Annotated in this window: 19 protein-coding genes; 15 read left to right on the top strand and 4 right to left on the bottom strand. The window is 73.2% G+C overall.

From position 1 onward, the window contains the following. Positions 1–8: 8 nt before the first annotated feature. Positions 9–1,037, bottom strand: coding sequence for a methyltransferase (locus ACWEJX_RS13795; protein ID WP_451607657.1), 1,029 nt, complete (start codon positions 1,035–1,037; stop codon positions 9–11). A 190-nt stretch (positions 1,038–1,227) separates the two neighbouring features. Between ACWEJX_RS13795 and ACWEJX_RS13800 the strand changes: the two genes are divergently transcribed. The 8 genes from ACWEJX_RS13800 (at position 1,228) to ACWEJX_RS13835 (ending at position 9,431) form a co-directional block, all read left to right on the top strand. After that, positions 1,228–2,427 carry a cytochrome P450 gene (locus ACWEJX_RS13800; protein ID WP_451607658.1) on the top strand — a complete coding sequence of 400 codons (1,200 nt, stop codon included), beginning with the start codon at positions 1,228–1,230 and terminating at the stop codon, positions 2,425–2,427. A 5-nt stretch (positions 2,428–2,432) separates the two neighbouring features. After that, positions 2,433–2,663 carry a ferredoxin gene (locus ACWEJX_RS13805; RefSeq protein ID WP_451607659.1) on the top strand — a complete coding sequence of 77 codons (231 nt, stop codon included), beginning with the start codon at positions 2,433–2,435 and terminating at the stop codon, positions 2,661–2,663. After that, positions 2,660–4,057, top strand: coding sequence for an FAD-dependent oxidoreductase (locus ACWEJX_RS13810; RefSeq protein ID WP_451607660.1), 1,398 nt, complete (start codon positions 2,660–2,662; stop codon positions 4,055–4,057). Before ACWEJX_RS13805 ends, ACWEJX_RS13810 begins: the two co-directional genes overlap by 4 nt. A 48-nt stretch (positions 4,058–4,105) precedes the next feature. Then, positions 4,106–4,963, top strand: a complete 858-nt coding sequence (locus ACWEJX_RS13815) for an LLM class flavin-dependent oxidoreductase (RefSeq protein WP_451607661.1) — start codon at positions 4,106–4,108, stop codon at positions 4,961–4,963. Further along, the gene (locus ACWEJX_RS13820; RefSeq protein WP_451607662.1) at positions 4,963–6,174 is read left to right on the top strand and encodes an FAD-dependent monooxygenase; all 1,212 of its coding nucleotides are present in this window, start codon (positions 4,963–4,965) and stop codon (positions 6,172–6,174) included. The genes ACWEJX_RS13815 and ACWEJX_RS13820 overlap by 1 nt, the downstream gene beginning before the upstream one ends. 19 nt (positions 6,175–6,193) lie before the next feature. Beyond that, positions 6,194–7,045, top strand: coding sequence for an NAD(P)H-binding protein (locus ACWEJX_RS13825; protein ID WP_451607663.1), 852 nt, complete (start codon positions 6,194–6,196; stop codon positions 7,043–7,045). 104 nt (positions 7,046–7,149) lie between these two features. After that, positions 7,150–7,842, top strand: a complete 693-nt coding sequence (locus ACWEJX_RS13830; protein WP_451607664.1) for a TenA family protein — start codon at positions 7,150–7,152, stop codon at positions 7,840–7,842. Further along, positions 7,833–9,431, top strand: a complete 1,599-nt coding sequence (locus tag ACWEJX_RS13835; RefSeq protein WP_451607665.1) for an FAD-dependent monooxygenase — start codon at positions 7,833–7,835, stop codon at positions 9,429–9,431. The genes ACWEJX_RS13830 and ACWEJX_RS13835 overlap by 10 nt, the downstream gene beginning before the upstream one ends. Positions 9,432–9,488: 57 nt before the next feature. Here the strand turns inward: ACWEJX_RS13835 and ACWEJX_RS13840 are convergent, their stop codons facing one another. Together ACWEJX_RS13840 and asnB are read right to left on the bottom strand one after the other, a co-directional pair. Beyond that, on the bottom strand, positions 9,489–10,166 hold the full coding sequence (locus ACWEJX_RS13840) for a class I SAM-dependent methyltransferase (protein WP_451607666.1): 678 nt from the start codon (positions 10,164–10,166) through the stop codon (positions 9,489–9,491). A 28-nt stretch (positions 10,167–10,194) separates the two neighbouring features. Beyond that, on the bottom strand, positions 10,195–12,051 hold the full coding sequence (asnB, locus tag ACWEJX_RS13845) for an asparagine synthase (glutamine-hydrolyzing) (RefSeq protein WP_451607667.1): 1,857 nt from the start codon (positions 12,049–12,051) through the stop codon (positions 10,195–10,197). A 172-nt stretch (positions 12,052–12,223) separates the two neighbouring features. Between asnB and ACWEJX_RS13850 the strand changes: the two genes are divergently transcribed. Further along, positions 12,224–13,285 (top strand): methyltransferase, encoded by a 1,062-nt coding sequence (locus ACWEJX_RS13850; RefSeq protein ID WP_451607668.1) that lies wholly within the window; start codon positions 12,224–12,226, stop codon positions 13,283–13,285. Between the two features lie 5 nt (positions 13,286–13,290). After that, entirely contained in the window at positions 13,291–14,496 is a 1,206-nt protein-coding gene (locus ACWEJX_RS13855) for a cytochrome P450 (RefSeq protein WP_451607669.1), read from the top strand. 64 nt (positions 14,497–14,560) lie between these two features. Here the strand turns inward: ACWEJX_RS13855 and ACWEJX_RS13860 are convergent, their stop codons facing one another. Continuing rightward, the gene (locus ACWEJX_RS13860; protein ID WP_451607670.1) at positions 14,561–15,004 is read right to left on the bottom strand and encodes a hypothetical protein; all 444 of its coding nucleotides are present in this window, start codon (positions 15,002–15,004) and stop codon (positions 14,561–14,563) included. Between the two features lie 159 nt (positions 15,005–15,163). On the opposite strand from ACWEJX_RS13860, the gene ACWEJX_RS13865 reads away from it, so the two are divergent. The 5 genes from ACWEJX_RS13865 (at position 15,164) to ACWEJX_RS13885 (ending at position 19,241) form a co-directional block, all read left to right on the top strand. Further along, a complete protein-coding gene (locus ACWEJX_RS13865) occupies positions 15,164–15,775 on the top strand; it encodes a PadR family transcriptional regulator (RefSeq protein ID WP_451607671.1) in 612 nt (203 codons plus the stop codon). Between the two features lie 83 nt (positions 15,776–15,858). After that, on the top strand, positions 15,859–16,542 hold the full coding sequence (locus ACWEJX_RS13870; protein ID WP_451607672.1) for a TenA family protein: 684 nt from the start codon (positions 15,859–15,861) through the stop codon (positions 16,540–16,542). Next, a complete protein-coding gene (locus ACWEJX_RS13875; protein WP_451607673.1) occupies positions 16,539–17,744 on the top strand; it encodes a cytochrome P450 in 1,206 nt (401 codons plus the stop codon). The genes ACWEJX_RS13870 and ACWEJX_RS13875 overlap by 4 nt, the downstream gene beginning before the upstream one ends. 25 nt (positions 17,745–17,769) lie before the next feature. Next, a complete protein-coding gene (locus tag ACWEJX_RS13880; RefSeq protein ID WP_451607674.1) occupies positions 17,770–18,468 on the top strand; it encodes an SDR family NAD(P)-dependent oxidoreductase in 699 nt (232 codons plus the stop codon). Positions 18,469–18,470: 2 nt separating this feature from the next. Next, positions 18,471–19,241 (top strand): SDR family NAD(P)-dependent oxidoreductase, encoded by a 771-nt coding sequence (locus ACWEJX_RS13885; protein WP_451607675.1) that lies wholly within the window; start codon positions 18,471–18,473, stop codon positions 19,239–19,241. The last annotated feature ends 90 nt before the right edge of the window (positions 19,242–19,331 follow it).

The following is a 19,331-nucleotide window of genomic DNA, read 5'->3' on the forward strand; positions in this document are numbered from 1 at the left end:
GGTGGAGGTCAGGACGCGGCCGGGGCTGCCTCCAGCGCGTGGTACTGGTAGGGGCACGGCAGCGGGGTGGTCGCGGTGAGCTCCAGACCGGCCGCCTCGAACACCCGGCGGTACTCCTCCAGCGTCCGCTCCCGGCCGGTGGTCATCACCAGCATCTCGATGTCGGAGATGGCGGCGCCGAGCGCGTCGGCCGGATCCGTGTCCGCGCCGTTCTCGGGCAGCACCGAACTGAACACCACCACACGGCCGTCGGCGGGCAGCACCTCGCGGATGTTGCGGAGGATGCGCACGCTCTCCTCGTCGTTCCAGTCGTGCAGGATGTTCTTCAGCAGGTACAGGTCACCGCCCGCGGGCACCGCGTCGAAGAACGAACCCTCGGTGATGCCGCAGCGCTCCGAAAGACCGGCCTCCGCGAGCACGCCCGCCGTCTCCGCCAGTCCGTTGTCGGTGTCGAAGACGGTGCCGCGCAGCTCCGGGTTGGCCGTGAGGACGGCCGAGAGCAGGGTGCCGCGCCCGCCGCCCACGTCCACCGCGTGGCGGAACCGGGTGAAGTCGAAGTGCCGCACGATCGCCGGGGACTGCACGTCGCTGCCGCCGGTCATCGCGGCGTGGAACGTCGCCGCCAGCTCGCCGTCCTTCTCGAAGTAGTCGAACAGCGGGGCGCCGTTGGCGATCTCGAACGCGGAGCGCCCGGTGCGCACCGACTCCTCAAGCACCTCCCAGGCCCGCCACACCGGCGCCGCCGCGTGCATGTCGGACAGCGGCCCGAAGTGCTCGGCGACCGGTGTCGCCCGGTATCCGTCGGCGTCCAGCGAGAGCACCCCCGCCCGGACGGCCGCGTACAGCAGCCGGCGCAGACTGCGCGGGTGGGCGCCGGTGGTCTCGATCAGCTCCTCGGCGGTGCGCGGGCCGTCCTGCACCGCGGCGAGGACGCCGAGGCTGCTCACGGTCGCGCCGATCTGGTGGAGGGCGAATCCGAAGGCCAGCGGCAGGTACTCCGCCGCGGTCGCCGGCTGCGTCGGGATCTGACTGCTCATGGCTCTCCCTCTGGGTTTCCGTTCGGAGGTGTACCGGGGGGAATCTCGCAGCGCCCGATGGAGTCTCGCTCGAACCCGCGCCGGGCCGTACCGCGGCCGCGGCGTTCGACCGGGCTTCGAGCGGGTCCCCAGGACGGGTGCGCACGCTGGCCCGGTCCGAGCAGTGCGCGCAGGAGAGGGCGGTTCAGACATGAGCGGCGACCGGTGCCCCGTCGGGTATCCCCTTCCATGGGCCCCCGCCCCCGACATACCGGAGGGCTGGACGACGCTGCGCGAGCGGCCGCTCCTCGAGATCACGCTGCCGAGCGGCGAACCGGCACTGCTGGTCACCCGCTACAAGGACGTACGGCGGCTGTTCGCCGACGAGCGGCTCAGCCGCAACACCTTCGGCCGGGCCTCCCGCGTCTCCGCCAGCAACGACCTGTTCGGCGACCCCCGGATCGACAACGACCCGCCCCGCTATCTGACCGAACGCGCCGTCGTCATGCGGGCGTTCAGCGCGCGCCGGATCGAGGCGCTGCGCGTGGTGGTCAAGGAGATCGTCGGGCAGCTCCTCGACGAGATGGCCGAGGGGCCGCAGCCGGTCGACCTGATGGAGGCGTTCGCCTACCCGCTGCCGATCCTGGTGATCTGCCACATGCTGGGCGTGCCGCCGCAGGACCGGGCGAAGTTCCGCCGCCTCATCGACGGCTTCCTGTCCGTCTCCCGGCTGCCCGAGGACGAGGTCGAGGAGTGCCGGCGGCAGTACTGGGACTATCTGACCGAGCTGATCGACGCCAAGCGCGAGAAGCCGGGCGACGACCTGATCAGCGAGCTGATCGAGATCAGCCGCGAGGACCCCGCGAAGCTGACCGACTACCAGCTCCAGCACTGGGTGAAGACCCTGCTGATCGCCGGCTACGTCACCACCGCCTCCCAGCTCGGCACCGGCATGGCCGTGCTGCTGCACCGGCCCGAGGTGGCCGCCGAACTCAAGGCGGACCTGTCGCTGGTGCCCTCGGCCGTCGAGGAACTGCTGCGCTACCAGATCATGGGCACCTCGCTGGGCACGCTGCGCTACGCCGTCGAGGACATCGAGCTGCTCGACGGCACCACGGTCATCCCCAAGGGCTCCACGGTGCTGCTCTCCCAGGAGGCCAACATGGACGCCGACGAGTTCGAGAACCCGCTCGACCTGGACATCCGCCGCACCGAGAACCACCACCTGACCTTCGGCGCGGGCATCCACTTCTGCGCCGGCGCCGCGCTGGCCCGGATGGAACTCCAGGAGGCCACCGAGGGCCTGCTGCGCCGCCTGCCCGGGCTGCGGCTCGCGGTGCCCGGCGAGGAGCTGAAGCGCCCGGAGGGCGGCTTCCTGGCCGGCTACACCGAGATCCCCGTGAGCTGGTGACGGCGATGGGCTCCCTGCGTGTCTCCGCCGACCGGGAGACCTGTGTGACCAGCAGCCTGTGCGTCTACCGGCTGCCGCAGGTGTTCGACCAGGACGAGGAGGGCCGCGTCGTGGTCCTGGACGGGCGGCCCCCGGAGGCCCTGCGCGACGAACTGCGACGCGCCTGGCGCGGCTGCCCGACCCGCTCCATCCGGGTCGAGGGCCTCACCTCCGAGGAGGGCGACTCCACCCCATGACCAGCGAACCGCAGCACGCCGAGGCCACCGCCGCCCGGACACCGGCCCCCGCCCCTTTCCGCGTCATCGTCATCGGCGCCGGCACCGGCGGCATGGCGCTGGCGCACGGGTTGCGGCGGGCCGGGTTCGACGTCGTCGTCTACGAGCGGGACCGGACCCGAAGCGCCGGACTGCACGGCTATCGCGTCGGGATCGGCCCCGACGGAAGCGCGGCCCTCAAGCAGCTCCTGCCGCCCGAGCTGCACGAGACGTTCAAGGCCACCTGCGCCCGGCCGCCGCGCCACTTCGTCATGCTCACCGAGCGGCTGCGCACCAGCATCGACCTGCCGCTGCGCCCCGCCGTGGACGAGGAGAGCGGCGAACGCTCGGTCAGCCGGATGACGCTGCGCCAGGTGCTGTTCACCGGCATGGAGGACGTCATCCGGTTCGGCCGGACGTTCACCCATTACGAGCAGCGCCCCGATGGCAGGGTCACCGCGTACTTCGCGGAGGGCGACGAGGACACCGGCGACCTGCTGGTGGCGGCGGACGGCGTCGGCTCCCGCGTACGCAAGCAGTATCTGCCGCACGCCCGGGTCGAGGACGCCGGCATCATCTCCATCGCCGCCAAGCTCCCGCTCACCCCGGAGTCCCGCGCCCTGCTCCCGGAGGCCGTCGCGGACGGCATCGGCCTGGTCCTCGCACCCCACGGGTACAGCTGCATCCTGCACACCATGGAGTTCCCGTGGGACCGGGACGGGCGGCTCAAGAACGGCATCGGCGGCAACGACGCCGACCTGGTCCGGCAGTGGCCCGGCCTGCTCTTCGACAACACCCGCGACTACGTCAACTGGGGCTTCTGGGCGGCCACCGACAAGTTCCCGCCCGACGTGCTCAAGCGCGACGGACGCCAACTGATCGAGCTCGTCCGCGAGATGACCCGCGACTGGCACCCGAACCTGCGGGAGCTGTTCCGGCTCGCCGACCCCAGCACCTGCTTCCCCATCAACATCCGCACCTCCGTGCCCGTGCCCCAGTGGCCCACCGGCAACATCACCCTCATCGGCGACGCCATCCACACCATGACGCCCGGCCAGGGCGTCGGCGCCAACACCGCGCTGCGCGACGCCGCCCTGCTGACCCGCAGGCTCACCGACTTCCGGGACGGCCGCAGCAGCCTGCACGACGCCGTCCGCGCCTACGAGACCAGGATGATCGACTACGGCTTCGAGGCCGTCCTCGCCTCCCGGGCCCGGACCGGCGGCGACCAGCCGATCCACCGGCCGTACCTCGGCCGGCTCGCCCTCGCGGCCCTGCGCGCCCAGCTCCACGTCGCGTCCCGCATCCCGTCCGTGAAGCGGCGGATGGCCGACGCCATGCACACCCGTCGCGGCGGAGACCGCGACGAGGACTGACCCACCCCCCCGTACAACCCCCGTACCGCCACCCGAGGAGGAACCACCGTGGACATCGGCGTTTGCCTGCCGATCGGCGTGCCTGGCGCCGAGGGCGACCGGTTGATCGAGTTCGCCCGCCGGGCCGACCGCCTCGGCTTCAGCAGCCTGACCGTCACCGACCGTGTGGTGTACGACAGTTACGACAGCATCGTCGCCCTGTCCGCCGCCGCCGCGGTCACCACCCGGATCAAGCTGGTCACCGCCATCCTGCTGCCCGCCTACCGGCCCAGCGCCGTCGAGCTGGGCAAGCAGCTCGCCAGCCTCGACCGGATCTCCGACGGCCGTCTGGTCGTCGGTGTCTCCGCCGGCATGCGCGAGGACGACTACGCCGCCACCGGCACCGACTTCCACACCCGCGGCCGCCGCCTGGACACCACCATCGAGGAGATGCGGCAGATCTGGGCGGGGGAGGGACCCCACGCCGGCGTCGGACCCCGCCCCGTCCACGGCGACATCCCGCTGTGGGGCGGCGGCCACTCCCCGGCCGGCCTGCGCCGCGCCGCCCGCCACACCATCGGCTGGATCTCGCCCGGCGGCCCGCCCCAGCGCTACGCCGAGCAGGTCGAGGGCTTCCGCAAGCTCTGGGCCGAGGAGGGCCGCGAGGGCGCCCCCCGGATGGGCGCCAACTGCTACGCCGCGCTCGGCCCGAACGGCGCGGAGGACGCCCGCGCGCACATGCTCTCGTACTACGGCTACATGGGGCAGCTCGCCGAGCACCTGGCGAAGGGCGCCATCACCGAGGGCGAGACGCTCCGCGCGGTCGCCGACGGCTACGCGGCGGCCGGCTGCGACGAACTGTTCCTGCTGTCGGTCACGGCCGACCCCGGCCACCTGGACCTGCTCGCCGAAGCGGTCCTGCGCTGATGGCGCGGCTGCCCGGCACCGGGCGCGGCGCCGTCGTGGTGGGCGGCGGCATCGGCGGCCTGGCCGCCGCCGTCGGCCTGCACCGGACCGGGTGGCAGGTGACCGTGCTCGAACGCGCCCCCGAACCGCGCGAGGCCGGTGCGGGCATCTCGCTGCTCACCAACGCCCAGCGCGCCCTCGACCTGCTCGGCGTCGGCGACGACGTACGGCGGCGCGCGGCGACCATGGCACCCGGCGGCGAAGGTCTGCGCCTCGCCTCCGGGCGCCGCCTGCAGCCACCCGCCGACCCGGCGTTCCTCCGCGCGCACGGCCTCTCCCTGATCGTGCTGACCCGCCCCGAGCTGCACGCCGTGCTCCGCGCGGCCCTCCCGGAGCGCGCCTTGCGCACCGGTGCCGAGGTCGTCCGCGTCGTCGACCTCCAGGGCGGCGCGGAGGTCGTCCACCGCACGCCCGTCGGGGAGCGGACCGTGCGCGCCGACCTGGTCGTCGCCGCCGACGGCGCGTTCAGCCGGATCCGGCGCGCGCGGTGGCCACAGGTTCCGCCGCCCGTGTACAGCGGCCACAGCGTCTGGCGCGGCATCGCCGAGGGCGTCGACGGCGCGGCCGAGCCCGGCGGCAGCAGCTGGGGCCGCGGCCTGGAGTTCGGCCGCATGCCGCTCGGCGGCGACCGCGTCTACTGGTTCGCCGTCGCCAACACCCCGGAGGGGCTGCGCTTCGCCGACGAACACGCCGAAGTGCGACGCCGGTTCGGACACTGGCACCACCCGGTGCCCGAGCTGATCGCCGCCACCCCGGCGGGCCGCGTCCTGCGCCACGACGTCTACGAGCTGGCGCAGCCGCTGCCCTCGTACGTCTCGGGACGGGTCGCGATGCTGGGCGACGCCGCCCACGCCATGACCTCCGACCTCGGCCAGGGCGCCTGCCAGGCCCTGGAGGACGCGGCCGTCCTGTGCGCGGCGCTCGCCGCCGAGCCCGACGTCCCGACGGCCCTCGCCCACTACGACGAGCAGCGCCGGCCGCGCTCCCAGGACATCGTCGAAGCCTCCCGCCGCATGGGAGAGTTCAAGCTCACCGAAGACCGCTGGCGCATCCTGCGCCGTAACGCCCGCCTCCGCCGCACCCCGCCCACGGCGAGCCAACAGGGCCTGGCCGCGGTCGGCGACTGGCACCCGCCGGCCCTCTCCACGGCCCCCCTCAGGGAAGCGACGTGACCCACAGAGAGGAATCGACGTGTTCGTCGTGATCGGTGCCGGCGGTACCGTCGGGCGCGAAGTGGTCGCCGGGCTGCGCAGCGCCGGCCGCGCGGTCCGGGCGTTCGTACGCGACCCGGGCCGGGTCCGGTTCGGACCCGGTGTCGACGTGGCCGTCGGCGACCTGGGGCGCCCGGAGACCGTGCGGGCCGCGCTGGACGGGGCCGAGGCGGTCTTCACGCTGTCGGCCGGGCCGGACGCCGCCGCGCAGGAGGCGGTGGTCGCCGAGGAGGTGCGCCGGTGCCGGGTCGGCCGGGTCGTGAAGCTCTCCTCGGTCGCCGCGGACGAGCCCGCCCTCGGCTCGTACGGCCGCGCCCACGCGCGGGCGGAGCAGGCGTTCGCCCGTACCGGCACCGAGTTCACCGCGCTGCGCCCCGCCGCCTTCATGTCGAACGTGCTCCAGTGGCGGGCCACGATCGCCGCCGAAGGGACCGTGTACCAGACGTACGGGCACATTCCGCGCGCCGTGGTCGACCCGGCGGACGTCGCCGCCGTGGCCGTCGTCTGCCTGACCACCGACGGGCACGGCGGCCGGGTCCACCGGATCACCGGGCCCGAGGCGCTGACCGCGCCCCAGCAGGCCGCCCGCGTCGCCGGACTGCTCGGCCGCCCGCTGACCTACGTCGAGGCGCCCCGCGAGGCGGCGGCCGAGGCGATGGCGGCGGGCGGCCTGCCGGCCGGGTTCGCCGCCGGACTGCTCGACGCCCAGGCCGACCCCGACCCGCGCAGAGGCGGCCTCCCGCTGCCCACCGTACGGAGCCTGACCGGACGGGAACCGAACGGTTTCGACGCCTGGCTGGCGCGCCACAGGCACCTGTTCGAGACGGGCTGACGCTCCGGCGGGACTCAAGCCGTTCTCAATCGACGTGGTCGAGTTTCGAGGGGATCCACACCTGGTAGAACTCGCCCGACGGGGGCAGGAGGGGGACGAGAGGCATGACGTTACGCCAGCGGTTATGGACGCGTGCCGAGCCGCTCCTCGGGCAGGTGCGCGCACACCCCTTCTGGACGGGCCTGTGCGACGGCACCCTGCCGCCCGAGGCCCTCCGGTACTTCGCCGAGCAGGACTTCCGCTTCACCGTTCCCGCCTACGCGCGCGCACTCGCCCGTACGGCCGCCGCCGCGCAGCGCCCCGAACAGGGGGCGCTCCTGGCGGGCGCCGCCGGTGCGACCTTCGAGTCGCTCGACCGGATGTCACGCGAACTCGACGCGCTGGCCGCCCGGTTCCCGCACCTGGAACCGGCCGACGCCATCAGCGGGGCCACGCTCGCCCACACCTCCTTCCTCACCGCGGTCTCGACCGGCTCCTTCGCCGCGGCGTTGGGCGGCCTGCTGCCGATGACCTGGTTCCACCAGCAGGTCTGCGTCGAGCTGCGGCGGCGCCAGGTGCCGGGCACGCGCTACACGGACTGGATCGCCCAGTACTGCCCGGGAGACGGCTTCGACGACTACGTCGAGGCGTACCTCGCGCTCGTCGACGACTTCGCCGCCACCGCGTCCGAGGCCGAACTCACCCTCCTGGCGGACGGTTTCCTGCACGGGGCGCGCTACGAGCTCGCCTTCTGCGAGGCGGCCTGGCGGCCGCGGAACCGGGCCGACACCACATCGGAAAGGAATTCATGGAAGTGACCGCGTACGACGAGACCGTGCCCGTCCTGATCGTCGGCGGCGGCTATGCCGGGCTGGCGACCTCGCTCTTCCTCTCGCACCACGGAGTGAGGTCGCTGCTCGTCGACCGGCACGCCGGTGTGGCGGTCCAGGGGCGCGCCCGAGGCATCAACCCCCGCACGATGGAGATCTACCGGCCGCTCGGCCTGGAAGAGCAGATCAAGGAGGCCGGCCGCCCCTTCGACGCCGACTCGGGCGTCGTCCGCTGCGAGAACCTCGGCTCCGAGTGGCACTGGATCATGGCGCAGGACTCCCCGCGCGCGCTGCCCGAGTTCACCGCCGGCGAGTTCGGCATGGCCGACCAGAGCACCGTGGAGCCCGTCCTCGCGAAGCGCGCCCGCGCCAACGGCGCCGAGATCCGGCACCACACCCAGTGCGTCTCGGTGGAGCAGGACGCGGACGGCGTCACGGCGGTGATCGAGGACCGCGGCACGGGCGAGCGCCGCACCGTGCGGGCCGGGTACCTGGTGGCCTGCGACGGCTACCGCGGCACCATCCGCGACGGCCTCGGCATCGCGCGGACCGGGCGCGGCACGATCCGCTCCTACGTCTCCTTCGTCATCAAGGCCGACCTGTCGGACCTGATCGAGAAGACCGCGCTGTTCTGGATCATCGGCGGCGACGGCGTCTCCGGCGGCTTCGTCACCCACGCGCTGCCGGACCACTGGGGCGTCGCGCTCACCTACGACCCCGCCGAGGAGTCCCCCGAGGACTACACCCTGGAGCGGTGCGCCGCCGCGGCCCAGGCCCTGATCGGCCGGGACGTCCCGGTCGAGGTCATCGACAAGTCCTCCTGGGAGGAGGCGGTCGGGGTCGCCGACCGCTACCGCGCCGGCCGCGTCTTCCTCGTCGGCGACGCCGCGCACGTCTGGCCGCCGGCGGGCGCGCTGGGCGCCAACTCGGCGGTGCAGGACGCCCACAACCTGGCCTGGAAGCTCGCCGCGGTGATCAAGGGCCAGGCCGGCGACGGCCTGCTCGACAGCTACGAGGACGAGCGGCGCGCCGTCGCCGTGGAGCTGGCCGACCTCACCGTGCGCAGCCAGGAGTCGCGCTTCGGGCCCACCCCGCAGGAGGACCCGCTGGAGCCGACGCTGTGCATCCTGGCCCAGCGGTACCGCTCCTCGGCGATGATCGGCGCGGAGCACAGCGGCGTCATCGGCGAGCAGGTCGACCAGTACGCCAGGCCCGGCACCCGCGCGCCGCACCTGTGGCTCGACCACGACGGCCGCCGCATCGGCGCGCACGACCTGTTCCACGACGCGTTCGTGCTCCTCACCGGTCCCTCCGGCGACGAGTGGAAGGGCGCGGCGGCCGAGGCCGCGGCGCGCGCCTCGGTGCCCGTGCGGGCCTACCGGGTCGGCCCGGCCGCCTCCGGCGCCGAGCTGACCGACGTCGAGTCCGAGTGGGCCACCCGTTACCGCCTCGGCCAGGGCGGTGCGGTCCTGGTCCGCCCCGACGGCTACGTCGCCTGGCGCGGCGAGGAGCTTCCCGCCGACCCGGCGGCGGCGCTCACCGACGCGCTCCGCCAGGTCCTCTCCGTCACCGCCTGAACACCACGAGGGCGCCGGTCCCGCACGGGACCGGCGCCCTCGGCATTCCCCGGCTCCCTAGCCGGCCGTCGCCCGGAACAGCGCGACCGCGCCGCGGATCCGCACCCGGTACTCCGGGAAGTACTTCGCCAGCTGGCGCTCCAGACCCTGCGGATCGTCGCCCTGGTTCTGGAAGTTGCCGCGCCGGTGCTGCTCCAGGAGCAGCTTGTGCGTCAGCCGGTTCATCGGCACGCCTTCGGCCAGCACGGTCGTGCCGAACAGCACGCCGCCGGGGCGCAGCGTCTGCGCGACGTGCTTGAGGATGACGCCCTTGCCGTCCCAGCCGCCGGGGATGGTGTGGAACACCAGGTTCATGGCGGCCGAGTCGAAGTGCTGTGCGGGCAGCGGCAGCGGCTGCATCAGGTTGGCCCGGCAGGTCCGCGGCCGGTAGCGGGCGATCCGCGCCGCCGACATGTCGAGGCACTCCTGGTTGAGGTCGAGCAGCGTGATCTCCGGATCGGGGTCCGGGAACCGGCACTTGTCGACGAAGTAGCCGGTGCCGGGCCCGATGTCCAGATGGCGCCGGCCGACGGAGGTGTCGTACAGGCGGCGCATCACGTGCGCAGGGCAGCGCCACACCGCCGAGCAGAACAGTCCAAGCACCCACTTGTCGTAGATCGCCAGCTTCCCGCGCGTGTACACCTCCTGGGCGTGCGCGATGCGGGGATCGAGCCGGTCGGGCGCGAGGTCGGTCATAGGGGGTCTCCGTTCGGATCGCCAGTTCTCAGATCGCCAGTTCGATGCCGTAGTGGCGCAGCCAGGTGTTGAACTGAAGGGCCATCTCCAGGTGCATCCGGCTCGGCCAGTCGTGCGCGTCGCCGGGGTGGTCCAGGGTGCGCCGCACCGCCGCGTGGTCGAGGTACGGCTGGATCGGCGCGCTGTCGTCGGCGGCCAGGGCCGCCAGCTCCGCGTGGAGCATCCGGGTGTACGCCGGGTCCTGGGTGACCGGCCACGGGCTCTTCTTGCGCTCGAGGACGGAGGCCGGCAGCAGGTCCCGGGCGACGGCCCGCAGGAGGGACTTCTCCTGACCGTCGAAGGTCTTGAAGCTCCACGGGGTGTTGTAGAGGTACTCCACCAGCCGGTGGTCGGCGTACGGCACGCGCAGTTCCAGGCCGTGTGCCATGGAGAGCCGGTCGCCCCGGTCGAGCAGCATCGGCAGCCAACGGGTCAGGGTGAGGTGGCCGATGGTGCGCATCCGGGCCTCCTCGGGGCTCTCGCCCGTCTGGTGCGGCACCTGCGCGACCGCCTCGCGGTAGGTGTCGGCGTAGTGGCCCGCCATGTCCAGCTTCTCCAGGAAGCCGACGGAGAACAGGTCGCGCCCCTGGCCGCCCCGGTTGCTCGGGTGCAGACCCTCGTTGACCACCCAGGGAAAGACGTCGGCGGCCACGCACTCCGGCTTGAACATCCAGTTGTAGCCGCCGAAGATCTCGTCGGCCACCTCGCCGACCATGGCCACGGTCGAGTGGGTCTTGATCTCGCGCGAGGTCAGGTAGTTGGAGGTGTCCATGTCGCCCAGCGTGGACGGGGCGTCCTGCGCGAGCACCACCTCCAGCCGGGTGCCGGGGTCCATCAGGGCGTGCGGGTCGAGCCTGATGTTGACGTGGTCGGAGGAGACGTGCGCCGCGACCTCGGCCGCGTACGGCTCGTCCGGCGAGAACCGCACGTCGTCCTTCCGGAAGTTCTCCACGTAGCCGTCGAAGGTGGTGACGAAGGTCCGGATCCGCTCGCCGTCCTGCTTCCACCGCAGGCCGGCGGCGACCGCGGTGACCGTGGACGAGTCCAGGCCGCCGGAGAGCGCGGTGCACAGCGGCACGTCGGCGACCAGCTCGCGCCGCACGATGTCGTCCAGCAGTTCGCGCACCGTGCCCACGGTGCTGCGCAGGTCGTCGGTGTGCTCGCGCGCCGTCAGCGTCCAGTACGTGCGCAGCCGCGCGCCGTCCCGGCCGATGGTCAGCGTGTGGCCGGGCAGCAGCTCCCGCATGTCCCGGAAGACCGCCCGGCCCGGCTGCTTGGCCACCGTGAACAGCTCGCGCAGGCCCTCCAGGTCCACCACCGGGCGGACCGCGGGGTGGGCGAGCAGCGCCTTGGGCTCGGAGCCGAACAGCACGCCCTGCGGGAGGTCGGTGTAGAACAGCGGCTTCACGCCCAGCCGGTCGCGCACCAGCACCAGTTCCTCGCGGCGCACGTCCCAGATGGCGAACGCGAAGATGCCCTCCAGGCGCGAGGCGAAGGACGGCCCCCACTCCAGGTACGCCTGGAGCGCCACCTCGGTGTCCGTGCGGGTGCGGAACCGGCGTCCGCGGGCCTGGAGTTCGCCGCGCAGCTGCTGGAAGTTGTAGATCTCGCCGTTGTGCACGATCACGGCCGCCGTGCGGCCGTCCTCCTCCACCGCCAGCGGCTGCGCGCCGCCGGCCACGTCGATGACGGCCGTCCGGGTGTGCCCGAGCGCCGCGTGGCCGTCCAGCCACAACCCCTGGCCGTCGACGCCGCGGGCGGCCAGGGCGTCGGTCATCGCCTGCAGCACCGGCCGTTCCCGTGAGAGGTCCTGGCCGAAGTCCACCCAGCCCGTGATGCCGCACATAGGCGTCCCCTTCGTCGATTGCTTGACCGACCCGAGCGTCCGGCAGTCGCTTCGAGTACTCCTCGACCGCCGGTGGAACCCGCCGCCGCGACCGAGCACCGTTCCACCCGGATTCGAGCCGGCGCCGGGAGGCTGTCGGCGGCCGGAGCCCCCCGACGAGAGGTGGACAAGGATGAACGCGCAGGACGGCCCTCCGCAGCCCGCGGGCATGGACGGATGGTTCGACCGCGGCCTGCCGCCGCGCCAGCAGGTGCTCGGATTCGTCTACGCGAAGTGGGCGATCGGCGCGCTACGGGCGATCGTCGAGGTCAGGGTGCCCGACGCGCTGGCCGACGGCCCGCGCACGGTGGCCGAGATCAGCGCCGCGACCGGCACCGACCCCGACGCCCTCTACCGGGTGCTGCGGGCCGTCGCCGCCGCCGGCGTCCTCCACGAGGGCGAGGACGGCCGCTTCGCGCTGCTGCCGGTCTCCGAGGGCCTCGTCTCGGGCGCCGAGGGCGGCATCCGCGACATGTTCCTGTTCGCCTCCGACCCGATGCTCTGGCGCCCCTACGAGAACGTGGCGCACACCCTGCGCACCGGCGGATCGGCGTTCACGCACGCCTTCGGGATGCCGTTCTACGCGTACACGAAGGCCCACCCCGACAAGGCGGCGGTCCTCGACCGGGCGATGCTGCAGAACAGCTACCCCGGCACGGAGCGCGTCTTCGACGAGTACGACTTCGGCAGGTTCGCCCGGATCGCCGACGTGGGCGGCGGACGCGGCCACTTCCTCGTCGAGCTGCTGCGCCGCCACCCCGGCACCACGGGAGTGCTGGCCGACCAGCCGCACACCGTCGCCGAGGCCAAGGAGGTCATCGACGGCTCCGGCGTGGAGGACCGCGTCACCGTCGCCCCGATCGACTTCTTCACCGAGGTGCCGTCGGGCTGCGACGCGTACTTCGTCAAGAACACGCTGCACAACTGGGACGACGACAAGGCCGTCCTCATCCTGCGCAGCATCCGCGCGGCGATCGGCGACACCGACGCCCGGCTGCTGATCATGGAGAACCTGCTGCGCGGCCCGGGCGAGTGGGACATCGGCAAGCTGATCGACGTCGAGTCGCTCGCCGTGCTCGGCGGCCGGGAGCGCGGTCGCGCCGAGTGGAACCGGCTGGCCGCCGACGCCGGATTCGCCCCGGCCAACGATCCCGCGCCCGGCGACGTCGCGCTGCTCGAGTACCGGCCGGTGTGACGAGCATGTCGATGCCGCTTCCCGACCCGATGACCCTGCCGGCGCGGCGCGGTTGCCCGTTCGACCCGCCCGAGGAGTACGCGCGGCTGCGCGCCGAACGGCCGATGAGCCGGCTGCGGCTGCCCGGCGGCCGGATCGGCTGGCTGGTCACCCGGTACGAGGACGTGCGGGCCGCGCTGGCGGACCCGCGGACCAGCCCGCCGCTGATCCAGGTCACGCCGGCGACCGAACTCCCGCTCCCCGAGGACGAGCTGGCCGTGCCGCCCGGCGTCTTCTCGGCGCTCGACCCGCCGGAGCAGAGCCGCTACCGGCGGCAGGTGAGCCGCTACTTCACCCGCAAACGCTGCCGTGAGATCACGCCCCGGCTGGAGCAGATCATCGACGAGCAGCTGACCGCGATGACCGAGCACGGCTCGCCCGCCGACCTGGTCGAGTGGTTCGCGCAGCCGATCCCGACCAGGGTCATCACCGAGATGCTCGGCATCTCCGAGGCGGAGCGCCCGGACTACCAGCGCTGGATCCTCGCGATGCTGTCCCTGGACACCGCCGAGGAGCCGCTGCGCGAGGCCCGGGACGGGCTGTACGGCGGCCTCGCCGAGCTGGTCCGAGGCCGCAGGGTCCGGCCCCGCGACGACATCCTGAGCGACCTGCTGCACGGGGCGGGCTCGCTGACGGACGAGGAGGTCGTCGGGATCGGCGCGCTGCTGCTGATCGCCGGCCTGGAGACGACCGCGAACATGCTCGGGCTCGGGGCGTTCGCGCTGCTCCGGCACCCCGGACAGCTGGCGGCGCTGCGGGCCGCCGACGAGAGCCTGTGGGACACCGCGGTCGAGGAACTCCTGCGCTATCTGACCATCGTCCAGTTCGGGCTGACCCGTACGGCCCGCGAGGACCTGGAGGTGGCCGGGCAGAAGGTGCGGGCGGGGGAGACCCTGATCATCTCGCTGGCCTCGGCCAACCGCGACGCGGCGGTCTACACCGCTCCGGACCGGCTCGACCTGTCCCGCGACGAGGCGCCGCACCTGGCCTTCGGCCACGGTGTGCACCAGTGTCTGGGCGCCCAACTGGCCCGGTTCGAGATGAAGCTGGCCTTCCGCGCGCTGCTGCGCCGGCTGCCGGACCTGCGCCTCGCCGTCCCGCCGGAGCGGGTCCCGACGGCCGGCGAGGACAAGGTGTTCCACGGGGTGCACTCGCTCCCGGTCGCCTGGTAGCGGCGGCCCAGGGGCGGTCCGGCGGATCGCCGCCGGGGCCGCCCCTGAGCCGCCGGACGGCTCGCTAGCCGCGCGACGGGTCGTCGACGGTGGTGTGCCGGCGCTCCTTGAGCGCGCGCCGGGCGTCGTCCAGGTACTCCCGGGAGAGCATCGCGGACACGATGGCCACGCCGCCGCGGTGCACCCGGATCTCGCTGTCGACGGCGGTGCCGTACAGGTGGATCCGGCGGCCCGTCTTGCCGTCGGGGCCCTGGGCGTCCTTCAGCCGGCCCTTGGCGGGCCAGGTGACGTCACCGTCGTCGAGGACGTCGCCGTCGCCCACCAGCAGCTTCAGCGTGCTGTGCCGCAGGTCCACGGTGATCTGCAGGTCCGCGGGGACGTCCGGGGCGCGCAGGTCGAGCACGATGCTCGCGTCCTGGCCGCGGACGTCGAAGGCGTCGGCGGCCGTCCATGTGCCCAGCCGCTTCGTCACGGTGCCACGGGCGGTGATGCGCTCGGTGGTGGTCATGTCGGTGGTCCTTTCCGTCGACCCGTCGTGTCTTCTCCGTGCCGATTCGCCGTCTTGCCGGCGCTTTCTCCGGCCTCTCACGCCGGCTCCTCATGGTTGCACAGAAACTAGTGTCAGTGCAACTAGTTACGCCGACTTGACGGGGCTTAGACTGGCGCCATGTCCACCTCCGCACCGCGCAGTTCCCCGCTCGCCCTGACCGTCCTGTCGCTGCTGCACTACCGGCCGCTGCACCCGTACGGCATGCAGCGGCTGATCAAGGAGTGGGGCAAGGACCAGGTCGTCAACGTCGGCCAGCGCACGAGCATCCACCGGACCGTCGAGCGGCTGGTCGCCGCCGGTCTCGTCGAGGTGCACGAGGTGGAGCGCGACGAGCAGTACGCCGAGCGCACCGTCTACCGGATCACCGAGGAGGGCCGCCGGGTCGCCCGTGAGTGGCTGCTCGACATGCTCGGCACGCCCAAGGCGGAGTACCCGCAGTTCCCCGTCGCGCTCTCCTTCGCGCTGATGCTCACCCCCGAGGAGGCGCTCACCGTCCTGGACGGCCGCACCGCCGCCCTCGCCCGCACCGTGGACGCCCTCGACACCCTGCTCGCCGGCGAGGCCGACGACGGACTCGGCCGCGTCATCTGGCTGGAGACCGAGTACCAGCGCGCCATGGCCGCGGCGGAGCTGCGCTGGCTCACCGCCGTCACCGACGACCTGCGCGCCGGACGCCTGCGCTGGTCGTGGGAGGAACTCACCGGCCTCGCCGGACCCGGCGCCGGCTGACCGGTCGAGAGCGGCACCAGCCTCCTTCGAGCGCGCGTCACTACGGTCCCGAGCCGACGGACGACGCGGCGAGAGGGAGAGCGATGCGGCAGGAACTCCGCGAGATCTGCGCACCGGTGCTGCACGAGGTGCTGAACCATCCGTTCTGGACCGGCCTGCGTGACGGGACGCTGCCCGCCGCGGCGCTGGCCCGGTTCGTCCACCAGGACACCGCCTACCTGCTGCCCGCCTACGCCCGCGCGCTGGCCCGCTGCGCCGCCGACGCCCCCGACGACGCCGGGGCCCGCCTGTTCGGCCAGTCCGTCGTCGGGACCCTGGACGCCCGCGACGGCCTGCGTGCGGCCTACGCCGCCCTCGCCCCCGGCCTCGGCCTGCCCGGGCCGGACGCAGCCGAGGAGCCCGTCGCGCCGGCGGTGGCGGCCCACGCCGCCTTCTTCACCTCCTCCGCGGCCTCCTCGTACCACGCCGGCGTCGGAGCGCTGCTGCCCATGGTCTGGTTCAACGCCGAGGTCTCCGACCACCTGCGCGACCACGCCGTACCGGGCACCCGCTACCTCCCCTGGATCACCGCCTACCACCCCGGAGAGTCGTACCGCTTCGCCGTCGAGGCGTTCTCCGAACTGGCCGACCGGCTCGGCGAACGCTCCACACCCGCGCAACGCCACCTGATCACCACGCACTTCGCCCTCGGCATCCACCACGAACTCGCCTTCGCCGACGCCTGCGCCGCACCGGCCGCGCGGCCGGCCGGAAAGGGTGCGCAATGACCGCCTCGAACCTCGACCTGATGGACCCGAAGTCCTTCGCCGACGGAGTCCCGTACGAGCACTTCCGCCACCTCCGCGACTCCGCGCCGGTCAGCCCCGGCAAGGACACCGACGGCGAGCCGCTGTGGCACGTGGTGCGGCACCAGGACGTGTCCGCCGTCTCCCGGGACGCGCGGACCTTCTCCTCCAGCCCGACCACCATGACCTCGATCCGCAAGGTCGACCCGAGCCCGCCGATCATCACGTTCCTCGACGGCGCCGAGCACACCCGGGTGCGCAAGCTGACCTTCAAGGTGTTCGCCCCCGCCCGGCTGACCGCCCTGCGCGCCCCGATCCGCGGCATCGTCGACTCCCTCCTCGAAGAGGCCCGGGAGAAGGGCGAGTTCGACCTCGCCGAGGACATCGCCCTGCGCCTGCCCTTCGAGGTGCTGCTCGAACTGCTCGACATCCCGCGGCAGGACCGCGCCACCATGCTCGGCTGGGCCCGCCGCACGGTGAACCTCGGCGACCAGGAGTACGGCGACGACGCCGGGCCCAACCCCTTCCAGCAGATCCACGCCTATCTGAACGACTTCGCCCACCACCGGGCCGCCCACCCCGCCGACGACTGCTTCTCGCTGCTGTTGAACGCCCGCCTGGACGGCGCCGAACGGCTCGGTCTGCCGGACCGGCTCACCCCGGACGAGGTCGGCCTGTTCGCCTCCACCCTCATCACCGCGGGCATCGAGACCACCTACTGCTCCGTCACCGGCGGCGTCCTCGCCCTGCTCGACCACCCCGATCAGCTCGCCCGGCTGCGCGCGGACCGCGGCCTGCTGCCGGGCGCCGCCGCCGAGGTGCTGCGCTGGGTCACCCCGGTCACCCACTTCGCCAGGCGCGCCGTCACCGACACCGAGATCGCCGGGCAGCCGGTGGCGGCGGGGGAGAAGGTCGTCGTCTGGTACAGCTCCGCCAACCGCGACGAGCGGGTGTTCACCGACCCCGACCGGTTCGACCTCGGCCGCACGCCCAACCCCCAGCTCAGCTTCGGCGGCGGCGGACCGCACGTGTGCATCGGCAACGGCCTGGCGGTCCTGGAACTGCGCGAGTTCCTGGACGGCGTCGCCGACCTGCTGCCCCGGCTGGAACTCGTCGAGGCCCCCGCCCGCCCGGAGACCAACTTCATGAACAGCGTCAAACACCTGCGCGTGCGCCTGCACTGACCGGCGCCGGACCCCAGGAGACCCGATGACCACCGGCACCGCCCCGACCACCGGCACCGCCCTCATCACCGGCGCCAACCGCGGTATCGGCCGCGCCGTCGCCGCCGAACTGCACCGACGGGGCCTGGACGTCGTCCTCACCGCCCGCGACCCCGAACAGGCCCGCGCCGCCGCGGCGGAGCTCGGCACCCGCTGGACGGACCTCGACACCACCGACCCGGACAGCGTCGCCCGCGCCGCGAAGACCGTCGGCCCGCCGGACATCCTGCTGTGCAACGCCGGCGTCCTGCTCGACGCGGGCACCGAGCCCCTCTCCGTACCGCTGGAGCTGGTCGAACGGACCCTGCGGGTGAACCTGCTGGGCACCTGGCGGGTGCTGCAGGAGTTCGTGCCGGCCATGGTCCGGCGCGGCAGCGGCCACGCCCTCGTCGTCTCCAGCGGCACCACCGCGGAGTTCGGCGGCCGGCTGTTCCCCGGCACCCCCGGCTACTCGCTGTCCAAGAGCGCGCTCAACGGCCTCACCACCCTGCTCGCCGCGACCACCGAGGGCACCGGCGTCCGCGTCAACGCCGTCAACCCGGGCCGCGTCCGCACCCGCATGATGCCCGGCCCGCACCAGCCCCCCGAGCAGGCCGCCCGGTACATCGCCGACGTCGCGACGCAGCCGCACGGCGGCCCCACCGGACGCTTCTTCGCCGCACACTCATCCACGTCACAGGAGTAGCCATGCGATTCGACCTGACCGGCAGAACCGCCGTGGTCACCGGAGCCGGCAGCGGGATCGGTCTCGCCTGCGTACGCGCCCTCACCGAGGCCGGCGCGCGGGTGCTCGGCGGCTCCCGCACCGTCGGCCCCGACCTGCGCGCCGCCACCCCGTACACCCGCACCGTCGACCTGGCCACCGAGGACGGCGCACGGACCCTGGTCACGCACGCGCTGGACGAGTTCGGCGGCATCGACATCCTGGTCAACAACGTCGGCGGCGGCGTGAAACTGGCCGCGGGCTTCCTCGACATCGACGACGACACCTGGCGCGAGGCGTTCGGCCTGAACGTCCTCACCGCGATCCGCACCACCCGCGAGGCACTGCCCAGCCTGGTCGAGCGCCACGGCGCCGTCATCAACATCGGCTCGATCAACGCCACCCTCGCCGACCCGCGGCTCGGCCACTACTCGGCCGCCAAGGCCGCCCTCGCCAGCGTCGGCAAGTCGCTGGCCGCGGAGTTCACCCCCAAGGGCGTGCGCGTCAACACCATCTCGCCCGGCCCCGTCCGCACCCGGGTGTGGACCAACCCGCAGACCGCGCGCAGCGCCGGACTCACCCCCGAGGAGTTCATCGAGGCCGTCCCGAAGATGACCGGCCTGGCCACCGGCCGCATCATCGAACCCGAGGAGGTCGCCACCCTGGTCGTCCTCCTCGCCTCCGGCAAGGTCCCCAGCATCACCGGCTCGGACTACACCATCGACGCCGGAATGGCCCGCCCGGCCCTGCGCTGACCCGCCCAGACCACGCGCACCGGCGTCACGCCCTTCGGCGGCCACCGACGCGCCACAGAGGATAGGGACCGAACTGTCTCACGACGTTCT

The organism is Streptomyces sp. NPDC004788, assembly GCF_053601115.1.

Excerpts from the sequence above, each read along its gene's own strand:
- ACWEJX_RS13795 (WP_451607657.1), bottom strand. The coding sequence starts at position 1,037 with ATGAGCAGTCAGATCCCGACGCAGCCGGCGACCGCGGCGGAGTACCTG.
- ACWEJX_RS13800 (WP_451607658.1), top strand. The coding sequence starts at position 1,228 with ATGAGCGGCGACCGGTGCCCCGTCGGGTATCCCCTTCCATGGGCCCCC.
- ACWEJX_RS13805 (WP_451607659.1), top strand. The coding sequence starts at position 2,433 with ATGGGCTCCCTGCGTGTCTCCGCCGACCGGGAGACCTGTGTGACCAGC.
- ACWEJX_RS13810 (WP_451607660.1), top strand. The coding sequence starts at position 2,660 with ATGACCAGCGAACCGCAGCACGCCGAGGCCACCGCCGCCCGGACACCG.
- ACWEJX_RS13820 (WP_451607662.1), top strand. The coding sequence starts at position 4,963 with ATGGCGCGGCTGCCCGGCACCGGGCGCGGCGCCGTCGTGGTGGGCGGC.
- ACWEJX_RS13830 (WP_451607664.1), top strand. The coding sequence starts at position 7,150 with ATGACGTTACGCCAGCGGTTATGGACGCGTGCCGAGCCGCTCCTCGGG.
- ACWEJX_RS13835 (WP_451607665.1), top strand. The coding sequence starts at position 7,833 with ATGGAAGTGACCGCGTACGACGAGACCGTGCCCGTCCTGATCGTCGGC.
- ACWEJX_RS13840 (WP_451607666.1), bottom strand. The coding sequence starts at position 10,166 with ATGACCGACCTCGCGCCCGACCGGCTCGATCCCCGCATCGCGCACGCC.
- asnB (WP_451607667.1), bottom strand. The coding sequence starts at position 12,051 with ATGTGCGGCATCACGGGCTGGGTGGACTTCGGCCAGGACCTCTCACGG.
- ACWEJX_RS13850 (WP_451607668.1), top strand. The coding sequence starts at position 12,224 with ATGAACGCGCAGGACGGCCCTCCGCAGCCCGCGGGCATGGACGGATGG.
- ACWEJX_RS13855 (WP_451607669.1), top strand. The coding sequence starts at position 13,291 with ATGTCGATGCCGCTTCCCGACCCGATGACCCTGCCGGCGCGGCGCGGT.
- ACWEJX_RS13860 (WP_451607670.1), bottom strand. The coding sequence starts at position 15,004 with ATGACCACCACCGAGCGCATCACCGCCCGTGGCACCGTGACGAAGCGG.
- ACWEJX_RS13865 (WP_451607671.1), top strand. The coding sequence starts at position 15,164 with ATGTCCACCTCCGCACCGCGCAGTTCCCCGCTCGCCCTGACCGTCCTG.
- ACWEJX_RS13870 (WP_451607672.1), top strand. The coding sequence starts at position 15,859 with ATGCGGCAGGAACTCCGCGAGATCTGCGCACCGGTGCTGCACGAGGTG.
- ACWEJX_RS13875 (WP_451607673.1), top strand. The coding sequence starts at position 16,539 with ATGACCGCCTCGAACCTCGACCTGATGGACCCGAAGTCCTTCGCCGAC.
- ACWEJX_RS13880 (WP_451607674.1), top strand. The coding sequence starts at position 17,770 with ATGACCACCGGCACCGCCCCGACCACCGGCACCGCCCTCATCACCGGC.
- ACWEJX_RS13885 (WP_451607675.1), top strand. The coding sequence starts at position 18,471 with ATGCGATTCGACCTGACCGGCAGAACCGCCGTGGTCACCGGAGCCGGC.